Here is a 12,458-nt window from a genome sequence, read left to right as displayed (position 1 = left end):
CTCGCGACCGGGTTTTTTATTTGTCACGATTTTGCGTTACCCTTGCATCTCTTTGAGGTACAGGGAAAAAAAGATGAAAAAAGCGGGTCTTCTTTTTTTGGTGATGATAGTTATCGCCGTTGTGGCTGCCGGTATTGGTTACTGGAAATTAACCGGTGAAGAGTCGGATACATTACGTAAGATTGTCCTTGAGGAATGTTTGCCCAATCAGCAGCAAAATCAAAATCCTTCGCCATGTGCGGAAGTCAAACCCAATGCCGGATACGTGGTTTTAAAAGATCTTAATGGCCCACTGCAATATCTGTTGATGCCAACGTATCGTATTAACGGTACTGAAAGTCCTTTGTTGACCGATCCTTCAACGCCGAACTTCTTTTGGTTGGCTTGGCAGGCGCGTGATTTTATGAGCAAAAAATACGGCCAGCCGGTTCCCGATCGCGCGGTTTCTTTGGCGATCAACTCCCGCACCGGGCGTACGCAAAACCATTTTCATATTCATATCTCTTGTATTCGTCCTGATGTGCGCAAACAGCTGGATAACAATCTGGCGAACATCAGCAGCCGCTGGTTGCCACTGCCAGGTGGTTTGCGCGGGCATGAATACCTGGCGCGTCGGGTAACGGAAAGCGAACTGGTACAACGCAGCCCATTTATGATGCTGGCAGAAGAAGTACCTGAGGCGCGGGAACATATGGGACGCTACGGGCTGGCGATGGTACGGCAGAGTGATAACTCATTTGTATTGCTGGCGACACAACGAAATCTACTGACGCTTAACCGTGCTTCAGCCGAGGAAATTCAGGATCATCAGTGTGAGATTTTGCGTTAAGGCGAAGAGTTAAGGAAAGTAAGTGCCGGATATGAAATCCGGCACCTGTCAGACTTAAGCCTGTTTAGCCGCTTCTGCAGCTTTAACGATTACTGCGAAGGCGTCAGCTTTCAGAGAAGCACCACCAACCAGCGCGCCGTCGATATCCGGCTGAGCAAACAGTTCTGCAGCGTTAGACGCGTTTACAGAGCCGCCGTACTGAATGATCACTTGTTCAGCGATGTTAGCGTCAACTTTAGCGATGTGGTCACGGATGAATTTGTGAACAGCCTGTGCCTGAGCCGGAGTTGCAGATTTGCCAGTACCGATTGCCCATACAGGTTCGTAAGCGATAACCGCACCTTCGAATGCCGCAGCACCCTGAGTTTTCAGTACCGCGTCGATCTGACGTGCGCAAACTTCTTCAGTTTTGCCCGCTTCATTTTCAGCTTCGGTTTCACCGATGCACAGAACCGGAGTCAGGCCCTGCTCTTTCAGCACCGCGAATTTTTTCGCGATCAGTTCGTCAGATTCTTTGTGGTAAGTACGACGTTCAGAGTGACCGATGATGATGTACTGTGCGCCGATGTCTTTCAGCATAGCAGCAGAGGTTTCACCGGTGAATGCGCCGGACAGGTTCAGGTCCACGTTTTGCGCACCCAGCATGATGTGGCTGCCTTCAGCTTCGCGCTTCGCCATATCGATATACATTTCCGGTGGTGCGATTGCAACCGCACAGCCAGCAACACCTGCCAGCTCTTTACGCAGGTTAGAAACCAGCTCGTGAACCATGTGGCGGCTGCCGTTCAGTTTCCAGTTACCCATCACTAAAGGATGTCGCATTTTAATTCTCCACGCTTATAAGCGAATAAAGGAAGATGGCCGCCCCGCAGGGCAGCAGGTCTGTGAAACAGTATAGAGATTCATCGGCACAAAGGCTTTGCTTTTTGTCATTTATTCAAACCTTCAAGCGATTCAGATAGCGCCAGCTTAATCGGTTCAACAGCGAAGGTCAGCCCCTTTTCGCCGTTGTCCGCGACAACATAACGCAGTGCACCTTCTGTCTCGGTGTAATAACGTTTGTTTTTCCCCGCCGTTAGTAGCGACTGCAGTTTTTTCTGGCTTTGTGTTTTGGTCATTAATGGGGTGAGTGTGCGGATCACCGCTGCCATGTATTCCTGAGCTTTCGCTTTCGCGGCTTTTTGCTCTGGCCCCTGGATGGGTAGCCAGGTCATTTGAATGCTTTTGATTTTTAAGGTACCGCGCTCCAGCGCTGTAGAAGCATACAAGTTCTCATTAATTTTACTTGCAGCACGAGTGAGATTGGCTTTGTCGGGACTGCTGTCGATGGCACGAAATTCGTTCAGTGGCAGGCTGGGATTCTGGCTGTTAAAGTCTTCTCGAAACTGGCTGATGGAGAGATCGAAAGTAGGGGCTCCAGCCAGCAGATAAGGCGCGGTCGTTGCCGTATCTGGTGTTTGTGCATGCGCCTCTGTTGTAACGGTTAATGCAGAACATAAGAGAAAAAACAGCGTACACCCTGGCTTCATTGACAGTACCTTTTGTTATGACTGGCTCCGATTAAAACGATATCTGTCGCCCTTGTCAAAAGGGTAGAATCCTGGAAAAGACAACCATCAAGGAACTTACATGACCATACAGCAATGGTTATTCTCATTTAAAGGGCGTATTGGACGCCGTGATTTCTGGATTTGGATAGGCCTGTGGTTCGCAGGCATGCTGGTGCTTTTCTCACTGGCGGGTAAGAATCTACTCGATATTCAGACCGCGGCGTTTTGCCTTGTGTGCTTGCTCTGGCCAACAGCGGCAGTAACTGTTAAGCGCTTGCATGATCGCGGGCGTTCCGGCGCATGGGCATTTCTGATGATTGTGGCGTGGATGCTGCTGGCGGGTAACTGGGCGATTTTACCGGGTGTCTGGCAATGGGCGGTGGGGCGTTTTGTCCCGACGTTGATTCTGGTGATGATGCTTATCGATCTTGGTGCGTTTGTTGGCACACAAGGCGAAAATAAATATGGTAAAGATACTCAGGATGTGAAGTATAAAGCCGACAATAAATCAAGTAATTAACCTTTAATATATCTCTTACTGCTATTTTTTTCCGGGATTGTTATTTCCACGATGCAAATGACAATACCCGGAAAATCCTTCTGAACTCTTCACCTTAAGCAATATCAAAAAAAATGGTAATCCATAAGATCATTACTTGTTTGTTCTTCCCTTAACGGCGCATTATTCTTAAGTCGTAATCGACAGAGAGGCGAATATACAGAGGTGCCCTATGAAAGATGTCGTAGATAAATGCAGTACTAAAGGATGTGCGATTGATATCGGTACGGTGATTGATAACGACAACTGTACCAGTAAGTTTTCGCGCTTTTTTGCCACCCGCGAAGAAGCAGAGTCTTTTATGACCAAACTGAAAGAGCTTGCCGCCGCTACATCCTCTGCAGATGAAGGGGCCAGCGTGGCCTATAAGATTAAGGATCTGGAGGGGCAAGTTGAGCTTGATGCGGCCTTCACTTTCTCATGCCAGGCCGAGATGATTATTTTTGAGTTATCACTGCGTTCGTTAGCTTGATGGAGTTGCTTTAGAAGGAGTTAAACATGGCTTATAAACACATTGGCGTGGCAATTTCCGGGAATGAAGAAGATGCCTTACTGGTGAATAAAGCCCTGGAGCTCGCCAGACATAATGACGCTCACCTGACGTTAATTCATATTGATGATGGCTTAAGCGAGTTGTATCCGGGTATCTACTTCCCTGCAACAGAAGATATTCTTCAATTGTTGAAGAATAAGTCGGATAACAAGCTGTATAAACTGACGAAAAATATTCAATGGCCGAAGACAAAACTGCGTATTGAACGCGGAGAAATGCCGGAAACACTGCTGGAAATTATGCAAAAAGAGCAGTGCGACCTCCTTGTCTGTGGTCATCATCACTCATTTATCAACCGTTTGATGCCGGCATATCGCGGGATGATCAATAAGATGAGTGCGGATTTGCTCATCGTGCCGTTTATCGATAAGTAACCGCTTACCAGTAATGCTCCGCTGTCATATGGCCCGGTCGGCGACGTAAATGTTTCGTCATCTGCCGGGTCTCTTTCAGCAACTGTTGTGTATCGCGCACCATCTGTGGATTGCCGCACAGCATCACATGGCTGGTTTCTTTATTCATCGGCAGGCCAATCGTGCTTTCCAGTTCCCCACTTTCAATTAATGCCGGTATCCGTCCGGTGAGCGACCCCGCTGCCGTTTCCCGACTGACCACCGTCTGAATGCGCAGTTTTCCTTCGTAGCGTTTTTCCAGTTCCTGCATCAGTGGCAAATAGCTTAAGTCGGCGGCATAACGTGCGGCGTGCACCAGGACCAGATTTTTGAAGCGATCTAAATCTTTACCTAGTTGCAGAATCGATAAATAAGGGCCAATCGCTGTACCGGTTGCCAGCATCCATAGCGTTTCGCAGTGCGGCACTTCATCGAGCACAAAGAATCCTGCCGCTTCGCTAACCACCTGCACTTCATCGCCTGGTTTCAGTGCCGCCAGTCGTGGGCTTAATTTGCCATCGGGGACGGTGACCAGGTAAAACTCCAGATCGGGATTATCGGGCGAGTTTACATAGGAGTAGGCGCGCTGGACGCGTTCGCCGTCGATTTCAAGGCCAAGCTTGGTAAATTGCCCGGCGGTAAACGGAAGCACGGGGGCGTGAACGGTGAGACTAAACAGGGCGTCGGTCCAGTTCTGCACTTTAGTGACTTTGCCTGTTACCCAATCAGCCATGTTTTTCTCCTGTTTTGATTGACTTGCCTTATCTTCGTTCTCCGAACAAAAAAATTCCAGTCCCGAAGGACTGGAAGGCTCAATCGATCAAATCAATCAGAGGATGTGCACCTGCATTTCCGGGTCTTTGCGATCCAGATAGTGGATGGACTGAATGCGGCGAATGGTGCGTGACTTGCCGCGGATCAGCAGCGTTTCGGTAGTCGCGATATTGCCTTTGCGGCTAATGCCTTCCAGCAGATCGCCTTTGGTAATACCGGTGGCAGAGAAGATGACGTTATCGCTGCGCGCCATATCGCCCAGGCGCAATACTTTACCGGCTTCGATGCCCATCGCTTTGCAGCGTGCCAGCTCCTGCTCGCCAATGCGACGATTCTCTTCGTTGTCGCCTTTGACGTCATGACGCGCCAGCAGACGACCGTTCATGTCGCCATCTAATGCGCGGATCACCGCCGCAGAAACTACGCCTTCCGGCGCGCCACCAATACCGTACAGCACGTCAACTTCGCTGTCTGGCATACAGGTGAGAATTGAGGCCGCAACGTCGCCGTCCGGAATAGCAAATACGCGTACGCCGAGTTGCTGCATTTCAGCGATAACGGCATCGTGGCGTGGTTTAGCCAGAATCGTTACCGTCAGTTCGCTCAACGGTTTGCCGAGCGCCGCCGCTACATTGCGCAGGTTATCCGCCAGCGGCAGGTTCAGATCAATGGTGCCTTTGGCTCCCGGCCCGACAATCAGCTTCTCCATATACATATCCGGCGCATTGAGGAAGCAGCCTTTATCGCCTACTGCCAGCACCGCCAGCGCGTTAGCCTGGCCCATCGCCGTCATGCGCGTGCCTTCAATCGGATCAACAGCAATATCTACCGCGTCGCCGCGACCAGTACCGACTTTTTCACCAATGTAGAGCATCGGTGCTTCGTCGATTTCACCTTCACCAATGACGATGGTGCCGTCAATGTTGACCTGGTTGAGCATAATACGCATGGCGTTTACCGCCGCGCCGTCCGCGGTGTTTTTATCGCCGCGTCCTAACCATTTGTAGCCAGCCAGCGCCGCTGATTCGGTGACGCGGGAAAATTCGATGGCAAGTTCTCGTCTCATAGCAAACTCTAAGCAGTAAGGAATGGCGCGAAGTGTAGCACAGGGGAAGGGAGGGATTATTGATGTGTGCGGGGTTGCCCCCGCACGTTTCGGGACTACCGGATGCGGCATAAACGCTTCATTCGGCATTTACATTATTCGTCGTGTTCTTCCCACGCCATCGCGCGTTTAACCGCTTTTTTCCAGCCTGCGTAACGGTAATTACGCTCAGTGGTTTCGATGCCTGGACGGAACTCGCGCTCAATCACCGCTTTCTCTTGCAGCTCGTCGAGGTTCTGCCAGAAGCCAACCGCCAGGCCTGCGAGATAGGCCGCACCCAATGCGGTGACTTCGCGCACTTCCGGGCGCTCAACGCGGGTGCCGAGAATATCGGACTGGAACTGCATCAGGAAATTGTTTGCTACTGCGCCACCATCCACGCGCAGGGCGTGCAGACGGATACCAGAGTCGGCCTGCATCGCTTCCAGCACGTCACGCGTCTGATAAGCAATAGACTCCAGCGTCGCGCGTATAATGTGGTTAGCGTTCACCCCACGAGTCAGACCGAAAATCGCCCCGCGCGCATACGGGTCCCAGTACGGCGCACCCAGCCCGGTAAATGCCGGAACCACATACACACCATTGGTGTTTTGCACTTTGGTGGCGAAATATTCGGAATCGTAGGCGTCGTTAATCAACTTCATTTCATCGCGCAGCCACTGAATGGATGCGCCTGCCATAAACACCGCACCTTCCAACGCATAGTTCACTTCGCCAGTCGGGCCGCAGGCGATGGTGGTCAGCAGGCCGTTTTCTGATTTCACCGCTTTCTCGCCAGTGTTCATCAGCATAAAGCAGCCAGTGCCATAGGTGTTCTTCGCCATCCCTTCTTTCACGCACAACTGACCAAACAGCGCGGCCTGCTGGTCACCGGCGATCCCGGAGATTGGAATACGCGTGCCGCCTTTGCCGCCAATGTTAGTCTGACCGTATACTTCGGAAGAACGACGCACTTCTGGCAGCATCTCGCGCGGAATATCCAGCACTTCCAGCATTTTGTCGTCCCAGTCCAGGGTATGGATGTTGAACAACATGGTACGAGAGGCGTTGGTGTAATCGGTCACATGGACACGGCCCTGAGTCATTTTCCAGATAAGCCACGTATCAACCGTACCAAACAGCAATTCACCACGACGTGCACGCTCGCGAGAGCCTTCCACATGGTCGAGGATCCACTTCACTTTGGTGCCAGAAAAGTACGGGTCAATCACCAGACCGGTATTGCTGCGGATATAATCTTCTAAACCGTCACGTTTTAAATGCTCGCAGATTTCTGCGGTACGACGGCACTGCCAGACAATGGCGTTATAGATAGGCTTGCCGGTTTCTTTTTCCCAGACAATAGTGGTTTCACGCTGGTTCGTAATACCGATAGCTGCAATTTGATCGGAACTGATATCGGCTTTCGCCAGCACTTCTACCAGCGTGGAGCTTTGGGTGGCCCAGATTTCCATTGGGTCGTGTTCTACCCAACCTGGTTTTGGGTAGATTTGCTCAAATTCGCGCTGCGACACGCTAATGATATTGGCATCGTGATCCATTACGACCGCGCGGGAGCTGGTGGTGCCCTGGTCGAGCGCAACGATATATTTTTTTTCAGTCATGTTTAATTGTCCCGTAGTCATATTACAGCGAAGCTTTTTGTTCTGAAGGAGTTGTGGTTTCCTTTTCTTCCACAACACAGATATCGCAAGGCAAATGGCGACCAATCAGTTTGCGGTAGGCAAATGCACCTACAATCGCGCCAACGATAGGGCCGAAAAGCGGCACCAGGAAGTAAGGAATGTCTCTGCCGCCGGTAAAGGCGACATTGCCCCAGCCCGCCAGCCAGGCAAAGACTTTCGGACCGAAGTCACGCGCTGGGTTCATGGCAAAACCTGTCAATGGGCCCATAGATGCGCCAATGACCGCAATCAGTAGACCAATCAGCAAGGGAGCCAAAGGGCCGCGTGGTACACCGTTGCCATCGTCCGTTAACGCCAGGATCAGCCCCATCAGAATAGCGGTAATCACCATCTCAACTGCGAAAGCCTGCACAAAATTGATATGAGGATTAGGGTAAGTAGAGAAAGTGCCAGCCAGATCAACACTTTCAACGCTGCCGCGAACAATGTGATGAGTCTGCTCGAAGTCGAAAAATAAATTGTAGTAAAGCCCGTAAACTAAAGCCGCAGCACAGAAAGCGCCGGCAACTTGTGAAACGATAAAAGGAATAACTTTGCGCTTGTCGAAACAGGCAAACAGCCACAATGCAATGGTAACAGCGGGATTAAGATGCGCGCCGGAAACCCCTGCGGTCAGGTAGATGGCCATTGCCACCCCCAGTCCCCAAATGACACTGATTTCCCACTGACCAAAAGACGCACCAGCGACTTTTAGTGCTGCAACGCAACCCACACCGAAGAAAATCAACAACCCGGTACCGAGGAATTCAGCAATGCACTGGCCTTTCAAGGTTGATGTTTGACTCATAATCGGATCCTGAAGAGTTAATGTTTGTTGTATGCGTGAAAGTCACGGACCTCCACGATGCTTGTAGGCATGCTGTAAACTTATCGTTAACGAGCAAAAACGAGAAATATCGAACTTAAAATGTGTGTGCCTCGTCATAAAATGAGCGTTATCGCGCCATTTATTCCATCTGATTGTACATGATGCATGTTTGTTAGATCATTCGCGCAACAAATTTATTAACATTTTCGATTGATGTGGATTATGTCACCAGGAGAAGGATGAAAAGTGTGGCAAACCGTAATCTGCAAGGCGTGCCGCTGGACAGCGATGGCGCGGCTTCATACAATCGGAGCTAACTAAAGTGCGCTCGTATTTATTAAGGCGTCACCGGTAATCGGGACGAGGATTTTTATCCATCAACGCCTTGCAATTCAGGAGAGGTATGACAATGTCATTAGAAGTGTTTGAGAAACTGGAAGCAAAAGTACAGCAGGCGATTGATACCATCACTCTGTTGCAGATGGAAATCGAAGAGCTGAAAGAAAAAAACAACTCACTGTCGCAGGAAGTTCAAAATGCCCAGCATCAGCGCGAAGAGCTGGAGCGTGAGAACAACCATCTGAAAGAACAGCAGAACGGCTGGCAGGAACGTCTGCAGGCCCTGCTGGGTCGCATGGAAGAGGTCTGATTACGCTTCATCTTCCGCGTAATTTCTTTACTGTGTAGGCCAACAGGTAACGCAGAAAAAAGGCACCTTGCGGTGCCTTTCTTATCATTCAATATCCAGCGGATCTTCTGAAAGAATAATCCCGGTATTGTCGGCATAAAGATGGTCGCCGGAGAAGAAGGTGACACCGCCAAAATTGACGCGGACATCGCTTTCGCCAATGCCTTCGCCAGCGGCACCAACCGGAATTGCCGCCATCGCCTGGATGCCGATATCCAACTCTTCCAGGTCATCTACCTGACGCACCGCGCCGTAAATGACCAGACCTTCCCATTCATTTTGTACTGCCAGACGCGCCAGTTCAGCATCGACCAGTGCGCGACGAACAGAACCACCGCCATCGACGACAAGAACACGACCACGGCCATTCTGTTCGAGCAGATCGTACAGCAACCCGTTGTCCTCGAAACATTTTACCGTGATTATTTGTCCGCCAAACGACGCCCGTCCGCCAAAGTTGGAGAACAGCGGTTCCACGACGTTAACATCTTCTTGATAGATGTCACAAAGCTCGGAAGTATCGTATTTCATAGGCTTAACATTCAGTTGCTGCGAGAATTTTCAGTATATCGCGCTATGTGGGCTGTTGGCAAAATCATCAATTGTTAATTGATATTTGTCAGTTATGCTGCCCACTGGCTTAGGAATATCCCTAAAACAAACAGCAGGTTAGTCAGTAACGCTCCCTTGACAGTACGTTCCAGCATTGGTCGCATCGCCACCGGGTCCATTTCCCGCATCACATAACGGGCTTGCTTCACCAGTAATGGTGCCGCCAGCAGGAACAGCCAGCCCCACAGGCTATGCAGCGAAAAGAGATTAAACAGCGCCAGACACACCAGCGAGCCCATCAGCAGGCAGGCATGATAACGACGCGCGTTCACTTCACCTAAGCGCACCACCAGCGTGTTTTTGCCATTTTCGCGGTCGCTATTGATATCACGCAGGTTATTAATATTCAGTACTGCCGTTGCCAGCAGGCCGCATGCGGTCGCCGGAAGGATCAGTGCCGGAATCAATGTATGAGCCTGTAAATACCAGCTCCCCATGACACTCAACCAGCCAAAGAAAACCAGTACGGAAATATCACCCAGACCGATATAACCATAAGGACGATTGCCCACGGTGTAGGTGATAGCGGCAATGATCGACAACCCGCCAAGAATCAGGAAACCGACAAAATCGGCCAGCGTATGGCATGCCACTGCAACCAGTGCCAGCCCGGAGAGACAGATGAGCACGACGGTAATAATGAGCGCCCGTTTCATCTCTTGCTGGGTAATGACCCCTTTTTGCATGCCGCGTAGCGGCCCAATGCGGTCAGGTTTATCGCTGCCTTTTACCGCATCGCCGTAATCATTGGCGAGGTTAGAAAGGATCTGTAATAGCCCGGCGGTAATTAGTGCCAGCAGGGCGACCAGCGGATCGAAGTGACCTTGCCACCATGCCAGCGCTGTCCCGACGATAATTGCAGCAAAGGCGAGGGGGAGGGTTTTAGGTCGTAAACTTTCCAGCCACGCCTGAGTTCGGCTAATTTGTTGTTCAGTCATAATACGCGCCAATAAAAATGGGGCCTTTCAGCCCCATCAAACAATGATGAAAATGATTGAACGCGATTATAGGATAAAACGGCTCAGATCTTCATCTGCCACCAACGCATCCAGATGTTTGCTCACATAATCTGCGTCAATAGTGATATTTTGACCGCTTAAATCGCTGGCGTCGTAGGAAATCTCTTCCATTAAACGCTCCAGAACAGTGTGTAAACGACGAGCACCGATGTTTTCGGTAGATTCGTTCACCTGCCATGCCGCTTCCGCGATGCGTTTAATACCGGAGTCGGTAAACTCGATATTTACGCCTTCAGTCGCCATCAGTGCTTTGTACTGCACGGTGATAGAGGCATTCGGCTCGGTCAGAATACGCTCGAAGTCGCTGGTGGTCAGCGCCTGCAGTTCAACGCGGATTGGCAGACGACCTTGCAGTTCCGGGATCAGGTCAGACGGTTTCGCAATCTGGAACGCGCCAGAAGCGATAAACAGAATGTGGTCAGTTTTGACCATCCCGTGTTTGGTGGAAACGGTGCAACCTTCTACCAGCGGCAGCAGGTCACGCTGAACGCCTTCACGAGAAACATCCGGACCGGAAGACTCGCCGCGCTTACAGATTTTGTCGATTTCGTCGATAAACACGATCCCGTGCTGCTCAACAGCGTCGATAGCGTCTTGCTTCAGCTCTTCCGGGTTCACCAGTTTCGCCGCTTCTTCTTCAATCAGCAGCTTCATGGCGTCTTTGATTTTCAGCTTACGCGCTTTTTGCTTCTGGCCGCCCAGGTTCTGGAACATGGACTGCAGCTGGCTGGTCATCTCTTCCATGCCCGGAGGAGCCATAATTTCAACGCCCATCGGTGCTGCGGCAAGATCGATCTCGATTTCTTTGTCATCAAGCTGGCCTTCACGCAGTTTTTTGCGGAATGCCTGACGAGCAGCGGACGGTTCCTGCTGCTGTTCGGTCTGTCCCCAGTTGTTTTTAGCAGGTGGGATCAGCACGTCGAGAATACGTTCTTCTGCCAGTTCTTCAGCGCGATAACGGTTTTTCTCGATAGCCTGGACGCGTACCATTTTCACGGCGGCATCGGTCAGATCGCGAATAATAGAATCCACTTCCTTACCGACGTAGCCCACTTCGGTGAATTTGGTCGCTTCAACTTTGATGAACGGCGCATTCGCCAGCTTAGCCAGACGACGGGCGATTTCAGTTTTACCGACACCGGTCGGGCCGATCATCAGGATATTTTTCGGGGTCACTTCATGGCGCAGCTCTTCGTTGAGCTGCATGCGACGCCAGCGGTTACGCAGAGCAATCGCCACAGAACGCTTGGCGTTGTCCTGGCCGATGATGTGCTTATCCAGTTCGCTGACGATTTCGCGTGGGGTCATTTCAGACATGGGAGATCCTTACGCTTTGTAGCTTAATTCTTCGATGGTGTGGAAATGGTTGGTATAGATGCAAATGTCGCCTGCAATATCCAACGCCTTTTCAGCAATTTCACGGGCGCTAAGTTCAGTGTTTTCTAACAGCGCGCGCGCCGCAGCCTGGGCGTAAGGGCCGCCGGAGCCGATAGCAATAAGATCGTTTTCTGGCTGCACCACGTCACCGTTACCGGTGATGATAAGCGATGCAGTTTCATCCGCGACTGCCAGCAGTGCTTCAAGTTTGCGCAGCATGCGATCGGTACGCCAGTCTTTTGCCAGCTCAACGGCGGCTTTGACCAGATGGCCCTGATGCATTTCCAGTTTACGTTCAAACAGTTCGAACAGCGTAAAAGCATCCGCAGTACCGCCCGCAAAGCCCGCGATGACTTTGTCGTTGTACAGACGGCGGACCTTTTTCACGTTGCCTTTCATTACGGTATTGCCCAACGTGGCCTGACCATCACCAGCGATGACCACATGGCCGTTACGGCGTACGCTTACTATAGTTGTCACGAGCTGACCCCTTGGTTACGAATACAG

The 12,458-nt window shown here is 50.9% G+C and carries 15 protein-coding genes; 5 read left to right on the top strand and 10 right to left on the bottom strand.

All coding sequences use genetic code 11. The annotated features are described in order from the left end of the window. Positions 1-73: 73 nt before the first annotated feature. Positions 74-829 (top strand): CDP-diacylglycerol diphosphatase, encoded by a 756-nt coding sequence (gene cdh / locus KXD89_RS21175; RefSeq protein WP_001326656.1) that lies wholly within the window; start codon positions 74-76, stop codon positions 827-829. 54 nt (positions 830-883) lie between these two features. Here the strand turns inward: cdh and tpiA are convergent, their stop codons facing one another. Together tpiA and KXD89_RS21165 are read right to left on the bottom strand one after the other, a co-directional pair. Beyond that, positions 884-1,651: a triose-phosphate isomerase gene (gene tpiA, locus KXD89_RS21170; protein WP_001216325.1), complete on the bottom strand. Its 768-nt coding sequence runs from the start codon at positions 1,649-1,651 to the stop codon at positions 884-886. Positions 1,652-1,758: 107 nt separating this feature from the next. After that, positions 1,759-2,358 (bottom strand): YiiQ family protein, encoded by a 600-nt coding sequence (locus tag KXD89_RS21165; RefSeq protein WP_000802216.1) that lies wholly within the window; start codon positions 2,356-2,358, stop codon positions 1,759-1,761. Between the two features lie 100 nt (positions 2,359-2,458). Between KXD89_RS21165 and KXD89_RS21160 the strand changes: the two genes are divergently transcribed. The 3 genes from KXD89_RS21160 to uspD all read left to right on the top strand — a co-directional run bounded on the left by KXD89_RS21160 (position 2,459) and on the right by uspD (position 3,865). Then, on the top strand, positions 2,459-2,899 hold the full coding sequence (locus KXD89_RS21160; RefSeq protein ID WP_000155257.1) for a DUF805 domain-containing protein: 441 nt from the start codon (positions 2,459-2,461) through the stop codon (positions 2,897-2,899). Positions 2,900-3,110: 211 nt separating this feature from the next. After that, on the top strand, positions 3,111-3,410 hold the full coding sequence (locus KXD89_RS21155; RefSeq protein ID WP_000655989.1) for a DUF406 domain-containing protein: 300 nt from the start codon (positions 3,111-3,113) through the stop codon (positions 3,408-3,410). 26 nt (positions 3,411-3,436) lie between these two features. Beyond that, positions 3,437-3,865 carry a universal stress protein UspD gene (uspD, locus tag KXD89_RS21150; RefSeq protein WP_000323556.1) on the top strand — a complete coding sequence of 143 codons (429 nt, stop codon included), beginning with the start codon at positions 3,437-3,439 and terminating at the stop codon, positions 3,863-3,865. A 4-nt stretch (positions 3,866-3,869) separates the two neighbouring features. On the opposite strand, the gene fpr is transcribed toward uspD, so the two are convergent. The 4 genes from fpr to glpF all read right to left on the bottom strand — a co-directional run bounded on the left by fpr (position 3,870) and on the right by glpF (position 8,234). After that, a complete protein-coding gene (fpr, locus tag KXD89_RS21145) occupies positions 3,870-4,616 on the bottom strand; it encodes a ferredoxin--NADP(+) reductase (protein ID WP_000796332.1) in 747 nt (248 codons plus the stop codon). Between the two features lie 96 nt (positions 4,617-4,712). Next, a complete protein-coding gene (gene glpX, locus KXD89_RS21140; protein ID WP_001250644.1) occupies positions 4,713-5,723 on the bottom strand; it encodes a class II fructose-bisphosphatase in 1,011 nt (336 codons plus the stop codon). A 134-nt stretch (positions 5,724-5,857) separates the two neighbouring features. Then, positions 5,858-7,366, bottom strand: a complete 1,509-nt coding sequence (gene glpK, locus KXD89_RS21135; protein ID WP_000136788.1) for a glycerol kinase GlpK — start codon at positions 7,364-7,366, stop codon at positions 5,858-5,860. Positions 7,367-7,388: 22 nt separating this feature from the next. After that, on the bottom strand, positions 7,389-8,234 hold the full coding sequence (glpF, locus tag KXD89_RS21130; protein ID WP_000084268.1) for a glycerol uptake facilitator protein GlpF: 846 nt from the start codon (positions 8,232-8,234) through the stop codon (positions 7,389-7,391). A gap of 424 nt (positions 8,235-8,658) precedes the next feature. Here glpF and zapB point away from each other — a divergent pair, with 424 nt between their 5' ends. After that, positions 8,659-8,904, top strand: coding sequence for a septal ring assembly protein ZapB (gene zapB / locus KXD89_RS21125; protein WP_001296623.1), 246 nt, complete (start codon positions 8,659-8,661; stop codon positions 8,902-8,904). An 84-nt stretch (positions 8,905-8,988) separates the two neighbouring features. Here the strand turns inward: zapB and rraA are convergent, their stop codons facing one another. The 4 genes from rraA to hslV form a co-directional block, all read right to left on the bottom strand. Next, a complete protein-coding gene (gene rraA, locus KXD89_RS21120) occupies positions 8,989-9,474 on the bottom strand; it encodes a ribonuclease E activity regulator RraA (RefSeq protein ID WP_000872908.1) in 486 nt (161 codons plus the stop codon). A gap of 92 nt (positions 9,475-9,566) precedes the next feature. Next, on the bottom strand, positions 9,567-10,493 hold the full coding sequence (menA, locus tag KXD89_RS21115; protein ID WP_000139496.1) for a 1,4-dihydroxy-2-naphthoate polyprenyltransferase: 927 nt from the start codon (positions 10,491-10,493) through the stop codon (positions 9,567-9,569). Between the two features lie 66 nt (positions 10,494-10,559). After that, positions 10,560-11,891: an HslU--HslV peptidase ATPase subunit gene (gene hslU / locus KXD89_RS21110; protein WP_001293341.1), complete on the bottom strand. Its 1,332-nt coding sequence runs from the start codon at positions 11,889-11,891 to the stop codon at positions 10,560-10,562. Positions 11,892-11,900: 9 nt separating this feature from the next. Further along, a complete protein-coding gene (gene hslV / locus KXD89_RS21105) occupies positions 11,901-12,431 on the bottom strand; it encodes an ATP-dependent protease subunit HslV (RefSeq protein WP_000208242.1) in 531 nt (176 codons plus the stop codon). Between the last annotated feature and the right edge of the window lie 27 nt (positions 12,432-12,458).

It is taken from the genome of Escherichia sp. TC-EC600-tetX4 (assembly GCF_019356055.1).
Lineage (GTDB): Bacteria > Pseudomonadota > Gammaproteobacteria > Enterobacterales > Enterobacteriaceae.
This window is presented reverse-complemented; position numbering and strand designations above follow the sequence as displayed.

Coding starts and splice junctions, on each gene's coding strand:
- cdh (WP_001326656.1), top strand. CDS start 74: ATGAAAAAAGCGGGTCTTCTTTTTTTGGTGATGATAGTTATCGCCGTT.
- tpiA (WP_001216325.1), bottom strand. CDS start 1,651: ATGCGACATCCTTTAGTGATGGGTAACTGGAAACTGAACGGCAGCCGC.
- KXD89_RS21165 (WP_000802216.1), bottom strand. CDS start 2,358: ATGAAGCCAGGGTGTACGCTGTTTTTTCTCTTATGTTCTGCATTAACC.
- KXD89_RS21160 (WP_000155257.1), top strand. CDS start 2,459: ATGACCATACAGCAATGGTTATTCTCATTTAAAGGGCGTATTGGACGC.
- KXD89_RS21155 (WP_000655989.1), top strand. CDS start 3,111: ATGAAAGATGTCGTAGATAAATGCAGTACTAAAGGATGTGCGATTGAT.
- uspD (WP_000323556.1), top strand. CDS start 3,437: ATGGCTTATAAACACATTGGCGTGGCAATTTCCGGGAATGAAGAAGAT.
- fpr (WP_000796332.1), bottom strand. CDS start 4,616: ATGGCTGATTGGGTAACAGGCAAAGTCACTAAAGTGCAGAACTGGACC.
- glpX (WP_001250644.1), bottom strand. CDS start 5,723: ATGAGACGAGAACTTGCCATCGAATTTTCCCGCGTCACCGAATCAGCG.
- glpK (WP_000136788.1), bottom strand. CDS start 7,366: ATGACTGAAAAAAAATATATCGTTGCGCTCGACCAGGGCACCACCAGC.
- glpF (WP_000084268.1), bottom strand. CDS start 8,234: ATGAGTCAAACATCAACCTTGAAAGGCCAGTGCATTGCTGAATTCCTC.
- zapB (WP_001296623.1), top strand. CDS start 8,659: ATGACAATGTCATTAGAAGTGTTTGAGAAACTGGAAGCAAAAGTACAG.
- rraA (WP_000872908.1), bottom strand. CDS start 9,474: ATGAAATACGATACTTCCGAGCTTTGTGACATCTATCAAGAAGATGTT.
- menA (WP_000139496.1), bottom strand. CDS start 10,493: ATGACTGAACAACAAATTAGCCGAACTCAGGCGTGGCTGGAAAGTTTA.
- hslU (WP_001293341.1), bottom strand. CDS start 11,891: ATGTCTGAAATGACCCCACGCGAAATCGTCAGCGAACTGGATAAGCAC.